Raw genomic sequence first — 18,557 nt, 5'->3', positions numbered from 1 at the left:
CACATGACCGACTACGCCGAATACCGCACGGGTGAACCGATCGTGGACGCCAAGGCCCCGTCCGGCCCCGTCGCCGAACGCTGGGACAAGCGCCGCTTCGAGGCCAAGCTGGTCAACCCCGCCAACCGCCGCAAGCACACGGTCATCGTCGTGGGCACCGGGCTGGCCGGCGGCTCGGCCGGCGCCACCCTCGCCGAACAGGGCTACCACGTCGTCCAGTTCTGCTACCAGGACTCCCCGCGCCGGGCCCACTCCATCGCCGCCCAGGGCGGCATCAACGCCGCGAAGAACTACCGCAACGACGGCGACTCGGTCCACCGGCTGTTCTACGACACCGTCAAGGGCGGCGACTTCCGCGCCCGCGAGTCCAACGTCCACCGTCTCGCCCAGATCTCCGTCGAGATCATCGACCAGTGCGTGGCCCAGGGCGTGCCCTTCGCCCGCGAGTACGGCGGCCTGCTCGACACCCGCTCCTTCGGCGGCGTCCAGGTCTCCCGCACCTTCTACGCGCGCGGCCAGACGGGCCAGCAACTCCTGCTCGGCGCCTACCAGGCGCTGTCCCGGCAGATCGCGGCCGGGAACGTGGAGATGCACCCGCGCACCGAGATGCTCGACCTGATCGTCGTCGACGGACGGGCCCGCGGCATCGTCGCCCGGGACCTGATCACGGGCCGCGTCGACACGTACTTCGCGGACGCCGTCGTCCTCGCCTCCGGCGGCTACGGCAACGTCTTCTACCTGTCGACCAACGCCATGAACTCCAACGCCACCGCCGTCTGGCGGGCGCACCGGCGCGGCGCCCTGTTCGCCAACCCCTGCTTCACCCAGATCCACCCCACCTGCATCCCGCGCACCGGCGACCACCAGTCCAAGCTGACCCTGATGAGCGAGTCGCTGCGCAACGACGGCCGTATCTGGGTGCCGAAGGCCAAGGGCGACGACCGCCCGCCCAACCGCATCCCCGAGGACGAGCGCGACTACTACCTGGAGCGCATCTACCCCTCCTTCGGCAACCTCGTCCCGCGCGACATCGCCTCCCGCGCGGCCAAGAACGTCTGCGACGAGGGCCGGGGCGTGGGCCCCGGCGGCCAGGGCGTCTACCTCGACTTCGCCGACGCCATCGCCCGGATGGGCCGGGCGAAGGTCGAGGAGAAGTACGGCAACCTCTTCGACATGTACGAGCGGATCACCGCGGAGAACCCGTACGAGGTGCCGATGCGGATCTACCCGGCCGTGCACTACACGATGGGCGGACTGTGGGTCGACTACGACCTCCAGACCACCGTTCCCGGCCTGTTCGCGATCGGCGAGGCCAACTTCTCCGACCACGGCGCCAACCGCCTCGGCGCCTCCGCGCTGATGCAGGGACTGGCGGACGGCTACTTCGTGCTGCCGTCCACCATCAACGACTACCTGGCCCGCGCTCCGCACCAGGAGCCGGTGACCGCGGAACACCCCGTCGTCCAGGAGGTGCTGGCGGAGACCGAGGACCGGCTCAACCTGCTCCTGGCCGTCGACGGCGACCGCACCCCGGACTCCTTCCACCGCGAACTCGGCGAGCTGATGTGGGAGTTCTGCGGCATGGCCCGTACGGACGCGGGGCTGCGCAAGGCCCTGGAGCGCATCCCGCAGATCCGCGAGGAGTTCTGGCGGCGCATCAAGGTCCCCGGCACCGGCGAGGAGTTCAACCAGTCGCTGGAGAAGGCCAACCGGGTCGTCGACTACCTGGAACTCGCCGAACTCATGTGCCTCGACGCACTGCACCGCGCCGAGTCCTGCGGCGGCCACTTCCGCGAGGAGTCCCAGACCCCCGACGGCGAAGCGGCCCGCAGGGACGAGGAGTTCGCCTACGCGGCCGCCTGGGAGTTCACCGCGACCGGCGAGCCCCCGACCCTGCACAAGGAAGACCTGGTTTTCGAGTACGTCCACCCCACCCAGCGGAGCTACGCATGAAGCTCACCCTGCGCGTCTGGCGGCAGCGCAACGCCGACGCCGAAGGCGCCATGTCCACCTACGAAGTGGACGGGATCTCCTCCGACATGTCCTTCCTGGAGATGCTCGACACCCTCAACGAGGAGCTCATCCTCAAGGGCGAGGACCCCGTCGCCTTCGACCACGACTGCCGCGAGGGTATCTGCGGCGCGTGCAGCCTGGTGATCAACGGCGACGCGCACGGACCCGAGCGCACCACCACCTGCCAGCTGCACATGCGGTCCTTCCGGGACGGCGACACCATCGACGTCGAGCCCTGGCGGGCCTCGGCCTTCCCGGTCGTCAAGGACCTGGTCGTGGACCGCTCGGCCTTCGACCGGATCATCCAGGCCGGCGGCTACATCACCGCCCCCACCGGCGCCGCGCCCGAGGCCCACGCCACCCCCGTGCCGAAGCCGGACGCCGACCTCGCCTTCGAGCACGCCGAGTGCATCGGCTGCGGCGCCTGCGTGGCCGCGTGCCCCAACGGCGCGGCCATGCTGTTCACCTCGGCCAAGGTCAACCACCTCAACGTGCTGCCGCAGGGTGCACCCGAGCGCGAGACCCGGGTCCTGGACATGGTGGCCCAGATGGACGCGGAGGGCTTCGGCGGCTGCACCCTCACCGGGGAGTGCGCCACCGCCTGCCCCAAGGGCATCCCGCTGATGTCCATCACGGGCATGAACCGGGAGTGGCTGCGGGCGACCCGCAAGGCCGCGGGCCGCTGACGGCCGAGAGACGTTCGCCGACAAGGTGCGGACGGGCGGGACCGGGAGTGGTGCTCATCCCCGGTCCCGCCAGGCACCCGCCGGTCACGACAACGGCACCCGGCCCCGCCGGGACCGAGGCCGAACAGGGGAAAGCCGCCGGGTCGGGCGGGTCGCGCAGGCGGCCGGGCCCGGCCCGCGGCTATGGCTGTCGGCATGGCACTCCTCTCTCCTCCCGCCCCGGCCGCGGGGGACACCGCGGCGTCCGCAGAGCGGCACGACCGCCGGTCCGTCCCCCGCGGTCCATGGCTGTGGCCCACGCTGGCCACCCTCGCCGCCGCCCTGTACCGGATCGGTGAACCCCTGCTGGGTCGCGACGAACTGACGAGCTGGGACATGTCCGCACGCAGCGTCGGACAGGTGCTCGCCACCGTGCGCCGGGTGGACGCCGTGGTGGGCACGTACTACCTCCTCCTGCACGGCTGGACCCGTCTGTTCGGGGACTCGCCCTTGGCCCTGCGGCTGCCCTCGGCCCTGGCCATGGCCGCCACCGCGGCCTGCGTGGCGCTGATCGGGCAGCGCCTGTTCGGCCGCCGCGCCGGACTGGCCGGCGGTCTGCTGTTCGCCCTGATCCCGGGGGTGAGCCGGTTCGCCCACGAAGCCCGCCCGTACGCCCTGGTGATGCTGGCCGTGACCCTGGCCGCGCTGCTGCTGCTGCGCGCCCTGGACCGGCCGCGCAGCCCGGGCCGCTGGGCGCTCTACGCGCTGGCGGTGGTGGCCGTCGGACTGTTCCACCTGATCGCGCTGACCTGCCTGCTGGCGCATCCGGTCCTGGTGGCCCTGCGGGGCCGGCCGGAGCGCCGCCGCTGGTGGGGTTTCTGTCTGGCCGTCACGGCCGCGGTCGCCGCGCTGTTCCCGCTGGTCGCGCTGGGCCAGTCGCAGACCGGCCGGCAGAGCTCCTGGATCACCCGGCCGGACGGCTGGGGCCTGGTCGACATCTGGTCGCAGCTGTTCTACTCCGGTCTGTGCGCCGGGGCGCTGATGCTGCTCGTCGCGCTGGCCTGCGGGCAGCGCCGGGACGCCGTCGCCTTCTGCGCGGTCTCGGCGCTGGTGCCCCCGCTGGTGATCTGGACGGTCTCCCAGGGCGGGATGTCGTACTTCTACTTCCGCTACATGCTGTTCACCCTGCCGGCCCTCGCGGTCCTGGCCGGAGCGGGGCTCGTGGCGGCCGCCAGGACCCGGCCGGTGATCGCCGCGGTGCTCGCCGCCCTCACGCTGCTCACGCTGCCCGAACAGCTCGCCCTGGGCGAGCCGCTCGCGCACTACTGGACCGGCGGCCCCGACTACGCGGCGGCCGCCCGGACCATCGGCAAGTACTACGTACCGGGCGACGCGATCGTCTACGACCGGGACGAGGAGGCCGGCATGTTCCCGCTCGGCGTCCGCTACTACCTGCCCCGCGACCTCGTACTGCGCGACGTCTTCCTCGACGAGCCGGCCGTCCGCCGCGACGACCTGCTGTCGACCGACTGTCCGCAGCCGGTCCGGTGCCTGCACGGCGAGAAGCGGATCTGGCTGGTGGTGATGGGTGACCAGAGCGATCCGCTCGACGGCCTGCCGCCGCTCCAGGCCGCGGCCCTGCGCGCCCATTACACCGCGTACGGGGCGGACCGTCCGGGTGGACTGACGGTGGCCCTGCTGCTGCGGACGAAGTGACACCGCGGCATTCAGGACGCAAAGAACCGGTCATTCAGCAGCCGCACATCCATGGGCCCCGCACAGGACACGTCCAGGCCAGCCGGGGGCGGAAAAAGTGAGGTGCAGATGTCCTCACGCTTCCGCTCGGCACAGGAGACCGTCATGACCGCCCTGCCCGCCTCGCCCCCCGCACTGGCAGCCCCGGCCGGAGGATCCGGCTATCTGGTCTCGCTCGCCCGCGACCAGGACGACGTCCGCGCCGCGCAGCGGCTGCGGCACCAGGTGTTCGCCGGTGAAATGGGCGCCCGCCTGGACGGTCCCGAGCCGGGCCTGGACGTGGACGCCTTCGACGCCTACTGCGATCACCTTCTCATACGGGACGGCGCCACCGGCGAGGTGGTCGGCACCTACCGGCTGCTGCCGCCGGAGCGGGCCGCGGTCGCCGGACGCCTTTACTCCGAGGGCGAGTTCGACCTCAGCCCGCTCGCCCCGATCCGGCCCGGACTGGTCGAGGTCGGCCGCTCCTGCGTGCACCCCGACCACCGGGACGGCGCGGTCATCGGCCTGATCTGGGCCGGGATCGCCCGCTACATGGTCGAGCGCGGCCACGAGTGGCTGGCGGGCTGCTGCTCCGTCCCGCTGGCCGACGGCGGCACGCTGGCCGCCGCGACCTGGGACCGGGTGCGCGAGAAGCACCTGGCGCCCGAGGAGTTCCGGGTACGGCCGCTGCGGCCCTGGACCCCGCCCGCGGGCCTGACCACGCCCGCCCGCACCGAACTGCCCGCCCTGCTGCGCGGCTACATCAGGCTGGGCGCCTGGGTGTGCGCCGAGCCCGCCCACGACCCCGACTTCGGAGTCGCCGACCTGTACGTGCTGCTGTCGATGCGCCGGGTCAACGAGCGCTACCTGCGGCACTTCCTCTCGCTCGTCCCGGCCTGATGAGCGTCTGGCTGCCCAGCGCGCCCTGCACCCCCGGGGCGTGTGTGGAGCCGACGGGCTCCGCCGCCGCCGTACCGCGGGCCGTGCTGCGGATGACGGCGTTGATCGTGCTGCTTCTCGCGGGGATCACGCTGGTGCCGCTGGGCCGGTGGATCCCCGCGGAGGCGATACGCCGGTGGAGCCGGTGGATCGTACGGGCCGCCGGGGTGCGGATCCGGGTCACCGGCCCGGCCGCGCCCACCGGCGGGCTGCTCCTGGTCGCCAACCACATCTCGTGGCTCGACATCCCGCTGCTCGCCGCCGTGCGGCCGGCCCGGATGCTGGCCAAGGCCGAGATCCGGCAGTGGCCGGTGGCGGGCCCGCTGGCCGCGGGCGGCGGCGTGCTGTTCATCGACCGCGACCGGCTGCGCGCCCTGCCCGACACCGTGGCCCGCATGGCGGAGGCCTTGCGGGCCGGCGGGGCGGTCGCGGTCTTCCCCGAGGGCAGCACCTGGTGCGGCCGGGCCCAGGGCGACTTCCGGCGGGCGGCCTTCCAGGCCGCGCTCGACGCGGGGGCGGCGGTCCAGCCCGTGCACATCCGCTACCGGTTCGCCGGGGGAGCGGCCAGCACGGCGCCCGCCTACGTCGGCGACGACTCGCTGCTCGCCTCGGTGTGGCGGGTGGTGTCGGCGCGCGGGCTGATCGCCGAGGTGGAGGTCCGGCCCGCCCTGCCCGCGGGAGCCCACGCCGACCGCCGCGCCCTCGCCCGCGCGGCGCAGCACAGCCTGGGCGTGCGGGCCGGAGCGCACCCCTGACGGGGGCGGGCGGCACTTCTGGCGGCGGCGGCCACGCGTGACGGTCGCCGTGCGTCCCTGACGGCCGGAGGGTGGCGGGACCGGGCGTGGTCCCGCCACCCTCCCGCGCCGGACCTGGTGCCGTGACGCTGCTGCCACGCACCCGCGCCACGGTGGGGGCCTGTGCTCCGCCGACGTGCCGGACGGGCGCCGCGCGACCCGCCGGGGTGAGCCTCGCGCTCGCGGCCCCGCGCGAGGGTGCTGGGCCGGCTCCCTGACCGGTGCATATGCAGGGATGTCTGAATTGTGGCAGTTTGGGGCCATTGGACGGCTGTCGGCTGCGCAGGGAAGGCCCGCAAGGATGAGTACTCCAGGTTTCGGATTCGGACGCAGCCCCTTCGAGGAGTTCGACGAGCTGATGTCCCGGTTCTTCGGCGGCCAGGGACAGCCCGCGCAGGCGCGCCGGGTGCAGGCGCTCGACATCGGCAGTCTGCTGTCGGAGCGCGCCCGTGAACTCGTCGCCGAGGCCAGGGACCTGGCCGCCGCCGAGGGCAGCGAGGAGCTCGACGCCCGGCATCTGCTGGCCGCGGCCACCACGCACCACTCGACCCGCCGGCTGATCGCGGAGGCGGGCGCGGACCCCGACCGGATCAGGGAGCGGCTCGGCATCGGCGAGGATGCCGCCGAGAAGGCGGCGCCCACCACGCTCACCCCCTCGGCCAAGCGGGCCCTGCTGGACGCCTACCAGATCTCCCGTGCCGAGGACTCCTCCTACATCGGTCCCGAACACCTGCTGCGCGCCCTCGCCGCCAACCCCGAGTCGACGGCCGGACGGGCCCTCGCCGACACCGGCTGGGAGCCGACCCGGATGCCCACCGAGACCGTGGGCGAGCGGGCCAAGGGGCCCAGCAGCACACCGACGATCGACGAGTTCGGCCGCGACCTCACCGAGGACGCGCGGGCCGGGCGCCTCGACCCGGTGATCGGACGCGACGACGAGGTCGAACAGACCATCGAGGTCCTCTCCCGGCGCAGCAAGAACAACCCCGTCCTCATCGGCGACCCCGGCGTGGGCAAGACCGCCATCGTCGAGGGCATCGCCCAGCGCATCGTGGCCGACGACGTGCCGAAGACCCTCGCGGGCAAGCGGCTCGTCTCCCTCGACCTCGCCGGGATGGTCGCCGGCACCAAGTACCGCGGCGAGTTCGAGGAGCGGCTGAAGAAGCTGCTCGACGAGGTGAGCGAGCACGGCGACGGCCTGGTGCTGTTCCTCGACGAGATGCACACCGTCGTCGGCGCGGGCGGCGGCGGTGAGGGCGCCATGGACGCGGGCAACATGCTCAAGCCCGCCCTGGCCCGCGGCGAGCTGCACCTGATCGGCGCCACCACGGTCGACGAGTACCGCAAGCACATCGAGAAGGACGCCGCGCTGGAGCGGCGCTTCGCCCCGATCCTGGTGGGCGAACCGTCCGTCGACGACACCATCGAGATCCTGCGCGGACTGCGCGACCGCTACGAGGCCCACCACCAGGTCCGTATCACCGACGAGGCGGTGGTCGCCGCGGCCGAGCTGTCCGACCGCTACATCACCTCCCGGTTCCTGCCCGACAAGGCCATCGACCTGATGGACCAGGCCGCCGCCCGGGTGCGGCTGCGCGCGAAGACCCCGCTCGCCGACACCCGCGAGATCGAGGACGACATCGCCGCCCTGAACCGGGAGAAGGACCAGGCCGTCGCCGACGAGGAGTACGAGCGGGCCAAGGAGCTCCGCGACCGGATCAAGGAGGCGGAGGGCCGGCTCGCCGAGGTGGGCCAGACCGAGGAGCAGACGCCCAAGGTCACCGCCGAGGACATCGCCGAGGTCGTGTCCCGCACCACCGGCATCCCGGTCGCCCAGCTCACCGAGGAGGAGCGCGAGCGGCTGATGAAGCTGGAGGAGCACCTCCACGAGCGGGTCGTCGGCCAGGACGAGGCCATCACGGCCATCTCCCGTGCCGTGCGCCGCGCACGGGCCGGGATGAGCGACCCCAACCGCCCCGTCGGCAGCTTCCTCTTCCTCGGCCCGACCGGAGTCGGCAAGACCGAGCTCGCCCGCGCCCTGGCCGCCGCGCTCTTCGGCGACGAGCACCGCATGATCCGCCTGGACATGAGCGAGTTCCAGGAGCGGCACACCGTCTCCCGGCTGGTCGGCGCCCCGCCCGGATACGTCGGCCACGACGAGGCCGGGCAGCTCACCGAGGCGGTGCGCAGGCAGCCGTACACCGTGCTGCTGCTGGACGAGGTGGAGAAGGCGCACCCCGACGTCTTCAACACGCTGCTGCAACTGCTCGACGACGGGCGGCTGACCGACTCCCAGGGCCGCACGGTCGACTTCAAGAACACCGTCGTGATCATGACGTCCAACATCGGCGCCGACCGCATCCTGGCCGCCGGCGTGGAGGACTACGCCAAGGTCCGCGAGACGGTCATGCCGGTGCTCCACCAGTACTTCCGGCCGGAGTTCCTCAACCGCATCGACGAGATCATCGTCTTCCGCGGTCTGGTCCGCAGCCAGCTGCGCGAGATCGTGGACCTGCTGCTGGAACACACCCGGCGCCGGCTGGCCGCCCAGGACGTCGGTCTGGAGGTCACCGACGCGGCCGCCGACCTGCTGGCGAACCTCGGCTACCAGCCCGACTTCGGCGCCCGTCCGCTGCGCCGCACCATCCAGCGCGAGGTCGACGACCGGCTGGCCGACATGCTGCTGTCGGGCGAGCTGAACGCGGGCGACCGGGCCCGGGTGGACGCGCACGAAGGCGCGATCGTCATCCGGGCGGACAAACCGGCCGAGGTCTGACGCGTCCGAGGCGGCCCCCTCGGGACGCCGTCACGACTCAGGAGGCCATCACGACGGCGGCGAGCCGCCGATAGGAGTCGAGCAGGGCCGCGCGGTCGTAGGTGCTCGTGGTGACGAGCACCTCCTGCGCGCCCGTCTCCTTCAGCACCGTCTCCAGCTCGTGCGCGACCTGCTCCTCGGTGCCGGCGATGTGTCCGGCGAGCCCGGACTCGTAGAAGCCGCGCTCCTTCGCCGTCATCGTGCGCGCCTCGACGGCCTCGGCCGGGGGCAGCGGCGGGAAGCTGCCGTGCGTACGGGCGTACGCCATGGACCAGGCCTCCGGCACCAGCAGCCGCCGGGCCGCCTCCGGGGTCGCGGCCACCGCGACCGAGCCGGAGATCACGACGTACGGCTCCGGCGCCCAGCCGGACGGCCGGAAGCCGGCGCGGTAGCGGTCGACGCCCCGCCGCATCCGCTCGCGGTCGCGCAGGTCACCGATCACCATCGGCAGGCCCGCGCGGGCCGCGATGTCCGCGCCCTCGCCCATGGCCAGCACGAACGGCGGCACGTCGAGGCCCTCGGAGGGGCGCGCGTGCACCCCCGTCGGGGACGTGCCGCGGAACCAGCCGAGCAGTTCGTCGAGCTGGGCCGCGAAGTCCTCGGCGTCGTCCTTGCCGCGCCCGAGCGCCCTGCGCACCCCGTCGGTGAACCCCACCGAACGGCCCAGGCCCATGTCGACGCGCCCCGGGAAGAGCGACTCCAGCACCCCGAACTGTTCGGCCACGATCAGCGGCCGGTGGTTGGGCAGCATCACCCCGCCGGTGCCGACCCTGATGGTGCTCGTCGCGCTGGCCACCGCCGCGGCCAGCACGGTCGGCGCGGAACCGGCCACCCCGGGCACCCCGTGGTGCTCGGACACCCAGAAGCGGTGGTAGCCGAGCCGCTCCGCCTCCCGCGCCAGCGCCACGGTGTCGCGCAGCGCCTCGGCGGCCGGACGGCCCTGCCGGATCCGGGAGCGGTCGAGGACGGAGAAGCGGGCCGAGGCGATCACGGAGCTCATATGTGGTTCAACACCGGGCGGGCCGGGGGATTCCCCACCGACGGCGGCGGGATCCCCATGGCGGGCGGCGTCTAGGGTGGGCGCCGTGGCAGACAGCAGCAGACCGCCGCTCGCGGTGTTCGATCTGGACAACACCCTCGCCGACACCGCGCACCGGCAGCGGTTCCTGGAGCGCAGTCCGCGGGACTGGGACGCCTTCTTCGGCGCCGCGCCGCAGGACCCGCCGATCGCCGAGGGCGTGGCGCTGGCGGTGACGAGCGCGCGGGAGAGCGAGGTCGTCTATCTGACCGGGCGGCCCGAGCGGTGCCGCCCCGACACGCTCGACTGGCTCGCGGCGCACGGGCTGCCGCAGGGGCGTGTGTACATGCGGCGCAACGACGACCGGCGGCCCGCCCGGCGCACCAAACTGGAGACCCTGCGGCGCCTCGCCCGTACCCGGGAGGTCAGGTTCCTGGTGGACGACGACGAACTCGTGTGCGACGACGCCGAGCGGGCGGGATTCACCGTGGTCCGGGCGCGCTGGCGCGCTCCCTCGGACGCGCTGACGGCGGCCCAGGAGCAGGACGGGCGGACCTGAGGCGCGTCGGTGCGGGCGACGCGCCCCGGTCGTACGCCGGCGGAGCGGTCAGTCGGTGTCCTCGATCCGGAAGCCGACCTTCAGGCAGGCCTGCCAGTGCTCGATCACACCGTTCTCGATCTGGCCGCGAACCTGGGTCACCTCGAACCAGTCCAGGTTGCGCAGGGTCTGCGAGGCGCGGGAGATGCCGTTGCGGACGGCCTGGTCGATGCCCTCGTGCGAGGTGCCGACGATCTCCGTGACCCGGTAGGTGTGGTTCGACATGCGGGGGCTCCTCTCCGCCGTGACCGGTATGTCACGTATGCCTCCACGGTGCCCCAGGCCACGCCGGAGCGCGAGGCGTCGGGCGCCGCACGCGCGCCGCGGGTCCGCCGGGCCCAGGGGCGCCGGCGGACCCTCTCAGGCGGCGTCCGCGCTCAGCGCACCGTGCTGAGCGACAGCGCGAAGCGGCCCTGCGTGTCCGTCCACCAGTGCGTCAACTCCATTCCGGCGGCGGCCAGTTCGGTGCGCACCCCGTCCTTGCGGAACTTCGCCGACACCTCGGTGCGCAGCTCCTCGCCGGCCTTGAAGTCCACGGCGAGATCGAGCACGGGGATCTTCACGGTCTGGTCGGTGCGTGCCCGCAGCCGCATCTCGATCCACTCGTGCTCCGCGTCCCACAGGGCCACGTGGTCGAAGGCGTCGAGGTCGAAGTCGGCGCCCAGCTCACGGTTGACGACGGTCAGCACGTTCTTGTCGAACGCGGCCGTCACCCCGGCCGCGTCGTCGTAGGCCCGGACCAGCACCTCTTCGTCCTTGACCAGGTCCGTGCCTAGCAGCAGCGAGTCCCCGGGCGCGAGCAGGGCCCGTACGGACGCCAGGAACGTGGCTCGCTCGGCGGGCAGCAGATTGCCGATCGTGCCGCCGAGGAAGGCCACCAGCCGGGGTCCGGGGGTGTCCGGCAGCTTCATCGTGTCGGTGAAGTCGGCGATCAGCGCGTGCACGTCGAGTCCCGGCCGCTCGGCGGCCAGCGCCCGGCCGGCCTGGGTGAGGGCGCTCTCGCTGACGTCCACCGGGACGTAGCAGCTCAGACCGGTGAGGGCTTCGAGCAGATAGCGGGTCTTCTCGGAGGAACCGGAGCCGAGTTCGACCAGGGTGCGGGCCCCGGTCGCCACCGCGATCGCGTCGGCCCGGCCGGCCAGGATCTCGCGCTCGGCGCGGGTGGGGTAGTACTCGTCGAGTTCGGTGATCTGCTCGAACAGATCGCTGCCGTGCGCGTCGTAGAACCACTTCGGCGGCAGCGTCTTGGGGTCTGAGGTGAGGCCGAGCAGGACGTCCGCGCGCAGCGCGGCGTCCGTGGCGTCCTCGGGAAGGGTGCGGGTGACAAGGAACGGGCTCACGTACAGGGCTCCTTCAAGGGTGCGGGTACCGCCTCGGTGCTCGGTTCCCCGATCGGGGTGAGCAGCACCTCGGTACGGCTCGCCACGAGCAGCGTGCGGTCGGGGACCTGAAGCCAGTGCGGATCGTCGTCGTAGGGCTCGGAGGCCACGACGGCGCGGCCGGGTTCGGCCAGGTACCAGAGGGTGTCCCCCCAGGCGGTCGCGGCGATGGTCTCGCCGTCGGTCAGCAGCAGGTTGAGACGGGACTGCGGTGCCGCGGCGGCCACGTCGACGACCGTGTCGGCCAGGGCGCGGCCCGGCTCGTCGCCGTGGCGCAGCCGGTGCAGGGCCAGGGCCCAGACCAGCGCGGAGTCGTTGCGCGCCTCCAGCGACAGCAGTTCCTCGGGCGGCAGCGTCCGGGCGGCCGCGGCCATGGTGTGCGGCCAGCCGGCCACGGCGCCGTTGTGGCTGAACAGCCAGGGGCCCGCCGCGAACGGAGCCGCGGCGGCCTCCGCGTCGGCGCCCGCCAGGGTCGCGTCCCGGACCGCGGCGAGCAGGGCGGTGGTGCGCACCACCCGGGCCAGGTCGGCGAAGGACAGGTCGGCCCAGATCGGCCCGGCCCGCCGGTAGCGGGCCGGTGCCGGGTCCCCGGCCGCGTACCAGCCCACGCCGAAGCCGTCGGCGTTGACCGTCCCGTAGCGCTGCTGCCGGGGTGCCCAGGACTGGCGGTACAGGCCGTGCGCGGGCTCCGTCAGCAGCCGCCCCAGCGGCTGCGCGGGCCCCAGATAGGCCAGGTGACGGCACATCAGACGGCCTCCGAGCGGGCGGTGCGGAACCCGGAGAAGATCTGCCGCCGGATCGGGTAGTCCCAGTTGCGGAACGTGCCCCGGCAGGCGACCGGGTCCACGGCGAACGAACCGCCGCGCAGCACCTTGTGCTCGGGGCCGAAGAACACCTCCGAGTACTCCTTGTACGGGAACGCCTTGAACCCCGGGTACGGCTGGAAGTCGCTCGCCGTCCACTCCCACACGTCACCGATCAACTGCCGTACGCCGAGCGGCGACTCGCCTGCCGGATAGCTGCCGACGGGGGCCGGCCGCAGATGCCGCTGGCCCAGGTTGGCGTGTTCCGGCGTCGGGTCGGCGTCGCCCCAGGGATAGCGCGTCGAGCGGTCGCCCGCGGGGTCGTGGCGGGCGGCCTTCTCCCACTCGGCCTCGGTGGGCAGCCGCCGCCCGGCCCAGCGTGCGTAGGCGTCGGCCTCGTACCAGCTCACGTGCAGCACCGGCTCGTCGGGCGGTACCACCTCGGTGACGCCGAAGCGGCGCCGCAGCCACTGCCGGCCGTCGCTGTGCCAGAACAGCGGGGCGGTGATGGAGTGCTTGCGGATGTGCGCCCAGCCCTGCGGCGCCCACCAGCGCTCGGTGTCGTAGCCGCCGTCCTCGATGAACGCCCGGTACGCGGCGTTGGACACCGGTGCCGTGTCGATGTGGAACGCGGCCACCTCCCGCCGGTGCGCGGGCCGTTCGTTGTCCAGTGCCCAGGGCTCGGACGAGGTGCCCATGGTGAACGGGCCGCCGGGGACCAGGACTTCGGCCGGGCCCGCGAACAGCGGGGCGGGCTCGGGGTCCGGTGCGGTCAGGACCTGTGGTCCGGTGCGCAGCTGATGGGTGATCAGCATGGTCTCGTCGTGCTGCTGTTCGTGCTGCGCGATCATCCCGAAGGCGAAGCCCGCCTCGGTCAGCCGGGTCCCGTGGAAGGCGGTGCCCTCCAGCACGTCCAGGGCGCGGCCGCGCACCTCGGCCGCGTAGGCGCGGGCCTCGGCGGGCGGCAGCAGCGGCAGCGAGGGCCGTTCGGAGCGCGGATGCTCGAAGGCGTCGTAGAGGCTGTCGATCTCGGGGCGCATGGCCTCCCGGCCGGCGACCGTGCGCAGCAGCCAGAGCTCCTCCTGGTTGCCGATGTGCGCGAGGTCCCAGACCAGGGGCGACATCAACGGGGAGTGCTGGGCGGTGAGATCCGGCCCGTCGACGCAGTCGGTCAGCAGGCTCGTGCGCTCGCGGGCGGTGATCAGCGACGTCAGCGCGCGCTCGCGGAGGGACTCGGCGTCGAGGGCGGGCTCGCGGAGGGTCTCGGTGTCGAGGGCGGGCTCGGTCATGTGCGGATGTCCTTCCCGTGCGCGCGGTGGTCCATCGTGCCGCGCAGTCGGTCGAGCAGGTCGTCGGCCGGACAGCGGCCCGGGATGACGTAGCGCTTCACGAACGCCGCCACGGCGTTCGTGACCTCGGTCGTGGCACCGAGCCGGGGCAGGGCGTCCAGCGCCGCCGCGAAGCAGGCGATGGCCGCCTCGTGCAGTTCGGGATCGCCGAGCCCGTACCGGGCGGCGTCCATCCACAGCGGGTTGTGCGGCGCGGGCATGCCGACGGCGCGTTCGGCCAGCGGTTTCACACAGCGGTAGGCGGTCTCGGTGGCCTCCCGGTCTTCGAAGAGGGCCGTGGTCACGGCGAGCGGCACGATCCACCCGTCGTCGCCGGGCTGCGCGTCGATCATGCGCAGCTCCAGATGCCCGCGCGGCCTGACCGGCGGGAACAGGGTCGTGACGTGGTAGTCGAGGTCCGCGCGGGTGGGCGGCCTCGGCGTCCCGGACCTGATCCACTGCCGGAAGGTCAGCCCGTCCGGGACATGCCAGGGGCCGGTGTCCTCGCGTACGCACATCACCGGCGCGTCCAGGACGTGCCGGGCCCAGGCGTCGCGCGGCTCGGCCTCCAGCGGCGGCGCGCCCGCCCGGCCCGCGCCGATGTCCGTCCAGATCAGCTGACGGGTGGACACCCAGCCGGTGGGCCTGCCCGCGATCACCGGAGAGTTCGCGAACGCGGCCACCAGGACCGGGCCCAGGGTGTGCGCCAGCCACCAGCGCCGCCCGAGTCCGAGGGTGCCGGGCTCCTCGTACCCGGCGTCCAGACACACCTGGACGGAGGCGGAGGTGCACATCATGGCTCGGCCGGCCGGACCCGAGCGGTCCAGACAGGTCTCCATGGCGTCGTAGCGCGGCTCGCGCAGGAAACGGCGGGGTGTGTGCCAGGGATCGGTGCCGATGCCGCGGAGGCGGAGTCCGGCCTCGCGGAGCACCGCGCGGACGGCGTCGAGATCGGCGGAGACGATGCCGATGCACTCCATCAGGGAGGCGGCGGGCGGCGAGCTCAGTTCCAGCTGGCCGCCGGGCTCGGTGGTGAGCGCCGACCTCAGGGGCACGGTCCGCAGTGCGGCGTAGGCGGCGTGCAGTCGTTCGGGTGTGACCGGGAGTTGCGGCCTGCGCAGCTCGTGGACGAGCCATTCCACTTCCACCCCGACGGTGCGGGGCGGTCCCGTCTTGAAGCAGATTCCCCGTACCAGGGCCTCCACCTCGGCTTCGGTGAGGGCGGTGCGGGGGTGCGTACAGTCGCCCTCCGTACGGGCGCTTATTGAATCGGGCATGTCAGGATCCTCCTGAGATTCCACCGTTCAGCCGGTCCCGGGTACCCAGGGACGGCGCACGCGCTCGTCCTACCCAAGACTGTCGAGTCGAATCGCACAAGGGTGCACATCATCGCTTATGGGGCACACCCTGCGTGTGCCCAGGGATGTTCCTGGGGCGGAGAAACTCTGTTGCACCGCAGGACCAGCATCGCTCACGATGCGTTCATGAGCACGACGGGGGAGTCACCACGGGGGAACGCGCAGGCCGCGGGCATGGCACGCACGGGGGTCGCGCCATGAGCGCGCGCCTGCGCGCCGTGGCCCGGGAGACGGAGCGGATCGTCTCGGAGGGGGAGTACGGCGCGTCCGACGGCCGCCGGGTGTCCATCGCCGCGGCGGTCGAGGCCGCACGCGCCGGTACGCGCATGTTCGGGCCGGAAGCGGTGGCGGTGCCGCCCCTCCCGCCGGTGGACACCCTCTTCGAGGTCACCGGCGAGGACAGCCTGACGGCCGCCCGGCGGACGGCCGGCCCGGTCGCGGTGCTGGACTTCGCCTCCGCCCGCAACCCCGGCGGCGGCTACCTCAACGGCGCCAAGGCCCAGGAGGAGGACCTGTGCCGGTCCTCCGCGCTGTACACCTGTCTGCTGCGGGCCCCGGAGTTCTACGCGTACCACCGCAGCCGGGTGGATCCCTTCTATACGAACCGGGTCATCCACGCGCCGGCCGTCCCCGTCTTCCGCGACCACCGCGGACGGCTGCTGGACGAGCCGTTCACGGCCGGATTCCTGGCCGCGGCCGCGCCCAACGCCGGTGTGGTGATGCGCGTTTCGCCGTACCACTCGCCCGAACTGGTGTACGCACTGATCATGCGGGCCGAACGGGTCCTGGAGACCGCCGCGGCGCACGGCTACCGCGGGCTGGTGCTGGGCGCCTGGGGGTGCGGGGTGTTCCGCAACGACCCGGTCCGGGTGGCGGCAGCCTTCCGCGCCGCGCTCGGTCCCGGCGGAAGATTCGCCGGAACCTTCGAGCACGTGGTGTTCGCCGTACTGGACCGCACACCGGGAACGGTGGTCAGGGCCGCCTTCGAACAGGCATTCCCTGCGCCGCGGTTCCCGGCCTAGCGTTCCGGGCCGGCTCAGCTCCAGCCGTAGCGTTCCCCCAGCCGGTGCCGGACGAGGTTGAAGCGCATCCGGTCCAGCGCGCAGGCCTCGCGGCGCATCCCCTCCTCGTGCAGGCGCAGGACCCGGTCGACGTCCACCCACGAGTCGCGCCCGGTACGGTCCCACGGCCCGCTGCCGATCGGCACCCACTCGCGGTCGCCGTCGTGCCGCTTGCTGGAGAGCTGCACGGCGAGCAGCGTGCCCGCGGCCTCGCGGGCGACGACCAGCACCGGACGGTCCTTGCCCCGGCCGTCGTTCTCCTCGAAGGGCACCCAGGTCCACACGATCTCACCGGGGTCCGGATCGCCGTCGTGCGCGGGCGCGTACTCGGTCCGTACCCTGCCGACCTCGCGGGGTTCGGCCTCGGTGGTCGCGGTGGGGCCGTAGCGGCCCGGGACGTTCTCATCGGTAGACGCAGTCACGGTCCGTACCGTACGGGACGGGGGCGCACGGCGGACGACCGCCGTGCGCCCCGACGGTCAGCCCTCCTCCACCGGCACCTTTTGCGACGGCGCACCCGCGATCCCGTTCAGCGGCGAAGTCCCGTTCGCGGACGGCCCGTTCTGGTTCATGGAGGCCAGCAGCTGACGCGCGAGACCCAGCCCGGTGCCGCCCATCGTGAGCGCCTTGGCGAACAACTCGGCCATGCCGTCGGCGCCGTTGAGCAGCACCATGTTGTCGACGCTGCCGAAGGCGGACGCCCCGGCCCTGACGATCTCCGGCCAGTTCTCGGCGAGTTGCTGTGCGACGACCGCCTCCTGGTTCTCGGCGAGCGCGGCGGCCCGCGCCTTGATGGCCTCCGCCTCGGCCAGGCCCTTGGCCTTGACCGCCTCGGCCTCCGCCAGACCCCTGGCGCGCGCCGAGGCGGCCTCGGCCTCACCGGTGACCCGGGTGGCGGTGGCGGCCGCGGCACCCCGCGCCTCCGTCGCCTGGGCCTCGGCACCCGCGGCCGTCTTCACCCGGGTAGCCTCGGCCGCGGCCGCGAGCTCCGTCTCCTTCGCCTTGGCCTGGGCCGCCGAGATCCGCGCGTCCCGCTCGGCCTCGGCCAGCGTGCGCTTCTCGTACGCCTTGGCGTCCGCGGGCTTGCGGATGTCCGCCTGGAGCTGCTGCTCGCGGCGGTGGGCCTCCAGTTCCGCGACCCGGGTCTCCTGGACGACGACCTCCTGCCGGGCGGCGGCATCGGCGAGCGGGCCGGCCTGCCGCGACTTCGCCCCCGCGTGGTCGCGTTCGGCCTGGTAACCGGCCTGGAGGATCTCGCTGTCCCGGGTGGCCTCCGCCATCCGCGCGTACGACTGCTGCTCGGCCTCGGTGGCGAGACGGTTCGCCTCCGCCTGCGCGATGCGCGCGTCCCGCTGGACGGCGGCGGCGTGCGGCATCGCCAGATTCTGGATGTACCCGGTCGGGTCCTCGATCTCGTGGATCTGCAACGAGTCGACGATGAGTCCGAGCTTCTCCATCTCCGTGCCGCAGGCGGCCCGGGTCTGCCCGGTGAGCTTCTCCCGGTCCCGGATCATGTCCTCGACCGTCAACCCGCCCACGATGGACCGCAGATGACCGGCGAAGACGTTGTGCACCCGCTCCGACATCAGCTTCTGCTGGTCGAGGAAGCGGCGTGCCGCGTTGGCGATCGACACGAAGTCGTCGCCCACCTTGAAGATGACCACGCCCCGCACCTTGAGCGGAATGCCCTGGTGGGTCACGCAGTCCACGTGCAGCTCGGTCTCGTTCAGGTCGAGCGAGAGCTTGCGCACCGCCTGCACGCCGGGCAGCACCAGCGTGCCGCGCCCCGTGACGATGCGGAACCCCATCCCCGCTTCGAGCCCCTCGGTCCGGTGCGTGGAACCGGAGATGACGAGTGCCTCGTTCGGCTCGGCCACTCGCCACATCATCTTGAAAATACCGACCAGCACGAGGACAGCGGCTACCGCCGCCCCCGCAACGACGCCGACGAACATCGGCATACGCCCCCTTTGAATGGTGCCCTTTCGGCACCGAACGAAGGGAGTGTGCTCCTGCGCGGACATGGGGAGAAGACGCTGACGGAACCTT

General features: G+C 72.9%; 16 protein-coding genes. 8 read left to right on the top strand and 8 right to left on the bottom strand.

What is annotated here, in order from left to right; translation table 11 throughout:
• The first annotated feature begins 3 nt into the window (after positions 1–3).
• The 6 genes from ACZ7OY_RS28150 (at position 4) to ACZ7OY_RS28125 (ending at position 8,924) form a co-directional block, all read left to right on the top strand.
• Complete coding sequence (locus ACZ7OY_RS28150) at positions 4–1,953, top strand: fumarate reductase/succinate dehydrogenase flavoprotein subunit (protein ID WP_471913952.1); 1,950 nt, start codon at positions 4–6, stop codon at positions 1,951–1,953.
• On the top strand, positions 1,950–2,699 hold the full coding sequence (locus ACZ7OY_RS28145; protein ID WP_471913951.1) for a succinate dehydrogenase/fumarate reductase iron-sulfur subunit: 750 nt from the start codon (positions 1,950–1,952) through the stop codon (positions 2,697–2,699). Before ACZ7OY_RS28150 ends, ACZ7OY_RS28145 begins: the two co-directional genes overlap by 4 nt.
• Positions 2,700–2,894: 195 nt before the next feature.
• Positions 2,895–4,394 (top strand): glycosyltransferase family 39 protein, encoded by a 1,500-nt coding sequence (locus tag ACZ7OY_RS28140; RefSeq protein ID WP_471913950.1) that lies wholly within the window; start codon positions 2,895–2,897, stop codon positions 4,392–4,394.
• Between the two features lie 144 nt (positions 4,395–4,538).
• Positions 4,539–5,315 (top strand): GNAT family N-acetyltransferase, encoded by a 777-nt coding sequence (locus ACZ7OY_RS28135; protein WP_471913949.1) that lies wholly within the window; start codon positions 4,539–4,541, stop codon positions 5,313–5,315.
• Entirely contained in the window at positions 5,315–6,109 is a 795-nt protein-coding gene (locus tag ACZ7OY_RS28130) for a lysophospholipid acyltransferase family protein (protein WP_471913948.1), read from the top strand. The genes ACZ7OY_RS28135 and ACZ7OY_RS28130 overlap by 1 nt, the downstream gene beginning before the upstream one ends.
• A 340-nt stretch (positions 6,110–6,449) precedes the next feature.
• Positions 6,450–8,924 carry an ATP-dependent Clp protease ATP-binding subunit gene (locus tag ACZ7OY_RS28125; RefSeq protein WP_471913947.1) on the top strand — a complete coding sequence of 825 codons (2,475 nt, stop codon included), beginning with the start codon at positions 6,450–6,452 and terminating at the stop codon, positions 8,922–8,924.
• Positions 8,925–8,961: 37 nt separating this feature from the next.
• Here ACZ7OY_RS28125 and ACZ7OY_RS28120 read toward each other — a convergent pair whose 3' ends face one another.
• On the bottom strand, positions 8,962–9,963 hold the full coding sequence (locus tag ACZ7OY_RS28120) for an LLM class flavin-dependent oxidoreductase (RefSeq protein WP_471913946.1): 1,002 nt from the start codon (positions 9,961–9,963) through the stop codon (positions 8,962–8,964).
• An 85-nt stretch (positions 9,964–10,048) separates the two neighbouring features.
• On the opposite strand from ACZ7OY_RS28120, the gene ACZ7OY_RS28115 reads away from it, so the two are divergent.
• Entirely contained in the window at positions 10,049–10,540 is a 492-nt protein-coding gene (locus ACZ7OY_RS28115) for a phosphatase domain-containing protein (RefSeq protein ID WP_471913945.1), read from the top strand.
• Positions 10,541–10,588: 48 nt separating this feature from the next.
• Here ACZ7OY_RS28115 and ACZ7OY_RS28110 read toward each other — a convergent pair whose 3' ends face one another.
• The 5 genes from ACZ7OY_RS28110 to egtA all read right to left on the bottom strand — a co-directional run bounded on the left by ACZ7OY_RS28110 (position 10,589) and on the right by egtA (position 15,366).
• Positions 10,589–10,804 (bottom strand): dodecin, encoded by a 216-nt coding sequence (locus tag ACZ7OY_RS28110; protein ID WP_351610388.1) that lies wholly within the window; start codon positions 10,802–10,804, stop codon positions 10,589–10,591.
• Positions 10,805–10,956: 152 nt separating this feature from the next.
• Entirely contained in the window at positions 10,957–11,919 is a 963-nt protein-coding gene (gene egtD / locus ACZ7OY_RS28105; protein WP_471913944.1) for an L-histidine N(alpha)-methyltransferase, read from the bottom strand.
• Positions 11,916–12,704 carry an ergothioneine biosynthesis protein EgtC gene (gene egtC / locus ACZ7OY_RS28100; protein ID WP_471913943.1) on the bottom strand — a complete coding sequence of 263 codons (789 nt, stop codon included), beginning with the start codon at positions 12,702–12,704 and terminating at the stop codon, positions 11,916–11,918. Before egtC ends, egtD begins: the two co-directional genes overlap by 4 nt.
• Complete coding sequence (gene egtB / locus ACZ7OY_RS28095) at positions 12,704–14,050, bottom strand: ergothioneine biosynthesis protein EgtB (protein ID WP_471913942.1); 1,347 nt, start codon at positions 14,048–14,050, stop codon at positions 12,704–12,706. The genes egtC and egtB overlap by 1 nt, the downstream gene beginning before the upstream one ends.
• Positions 14,047–15,366, bottom strand: coding sequence for an ergothioneine biosynthesis glutamate--cysteine ligase EgtA (gene egtA, locus ACZ7OY_RS28090; RefSeq protein WP_471913941.1), 1,320 nt, complete (start codon positions 15,364–15,366; stop codon positions 14,047–14,049). Before egtA ends, egtB begins: the two co-directional genes overlap by 4 nt.
• A gap of 278 nt (positions 15,367–15,644) precedes the next feature.
• Here egtA and ACZ7OY_RS28085 point away from each other — a divergent pair, with 278 nt between their 5' ends.
• Positions 15,645–16,469: a TIGR02452 family protein gene (locus tag ACZ7OY_RS28085; RefSeq protein ID WP_471913940.1), complete on the top strand. Its 825-nt coding sequence runs from the start codon at positions 15,645–15,647 to the stop codon at positions 16,467–16,469.
• Between the two features lie 14 nt (positions 16,470–16,483).
• Here ACZ7OY_RS28085 and ACZ7OY_RS28080 read toward each other — a convergent pair whose 3' ends face one another.
• Positions 16,484–16,930: a type II toxin-antitoxin system PemK/MazF family toxin gene (locus ACZ7OY_RS28080; RefSeq protein WP_471913939.1), complete on the bottom strand. Its 447-nt coding sequence runs from the start codon at positions 16,928–16,930 to the stop codon at positions 16,484–16,486.
• Positions 16,931–16,987: 57 nt separating this feature from the next.
• Positions 16,988–18,469: an SPFH domain-containing protein gene (locus ACZ7OY_RS28075; RefSeq protein ID WP_471913938.1), complete on the bottom strand. Its 1,482-nt coding sequence runs from the start codon at positions 18,467–18,469 to the stop codon at positions 16,988–16,990.
• Positions 18,470–18,557 lie beyond the last annotated feature (88 nt).

It is taken from the genome of Streptomyces sp. NPDC107559 (assembly GCF_055657365.1).
This window is presented reverse-complemented; position numbering and strand designations above follow the sequence as displayed.

Coding starts and splice junctions, on each gene's coding strand:
- ACZ7OY_RS28150 (WP_471913952.1), top strand. CDS start 4: ATGACCGACTACGCCGAATACCGCACGGGTGAACCGATCGTGGACGCC.
- ACZ7OY_RS28145 (WP_471913951.1), top strand. CDS start 1,950: ATGAAGCTCACCCTGCGCGTCTGGCGGCAGCGCAACGCCGACGCCGAA.
- ACZ7OY_RS28140 (WP_471913950.1), top strand. CDS start 2,895: ATGGCACTCCTCTCTCCTCCCGCCCCGGCCGCGGGGGACACCGCGGCG.
- ACZ7OY_RS28135 (WP_471913949.1), top strand. CDS start 4,539: ATGACCGCCCTGCCCGCCTCGCCCCCCGCACTGGCAGCCCCGGCCGGA.
- ACZ7OY_RS28130 (WP_471913948.1), top strand. CDS start 5,315: ATGAGCGTCTGGCTGCCCAGCGCGCCCTGCACCCCCGGGGCGTGTGTG.
- ACZ7OY_RS28125 (WP_471913947.1), top strand. CDS start 6,450: ATGAGTACTCCAGGTTTCGGATTCGGACGCAGCCCCTTCGAGGAGTTC.
- ACZ7OY_RS28120 (WP_471913946.1), bottom strand. CDS start 9,963: ATGAGCTCCGTGATCGCCTCGGCCCGCTTCTCCGTCCTCGACCGCTCC.
- ACZ7OY_RS28110 (WP_351610388.1), bottom strand. CDS start 10,804: ATGTCGAACCACACCTACCGGGTCACGGAGATCGTCGGCACCTCGCAC.
- egtC (WP_471913943.1), bottom strand. CDS start 12,704: ATGTGCCGTCACCTGGCCTATCTGGGGCCCGCGCAGCCGCTGGGGCGG.
- egtB (WP_471913942.1), bottom strand. CDS start 14,050: ATGACCGAGCCCGCCCTCGACACCGAGACCCTCCGCGAGCCCGCCCTC.
- egtA (WP_471913941.1), bottom strand. CDS start 15,366: ATGCCCGATTCAATAAGCGCCCGTACGGAGGGCGACTGTACGCACCCC.
- ACZ7OY_RS28085 (WP_471913940.1), top strand. CDS start 15,645: ATGAGCGCGCGCCTGCGCGCCGTGGCCCGGGAGACGGAGCGGATCGTC.
- ACZ7OY_RS28075 (WP_471913938.1), bottom strand. CDS start 18,469: ATGCCGATGTTCGTCGGCGTCGTTGCGGGGGCGGCGGTAGCCGCTGTC.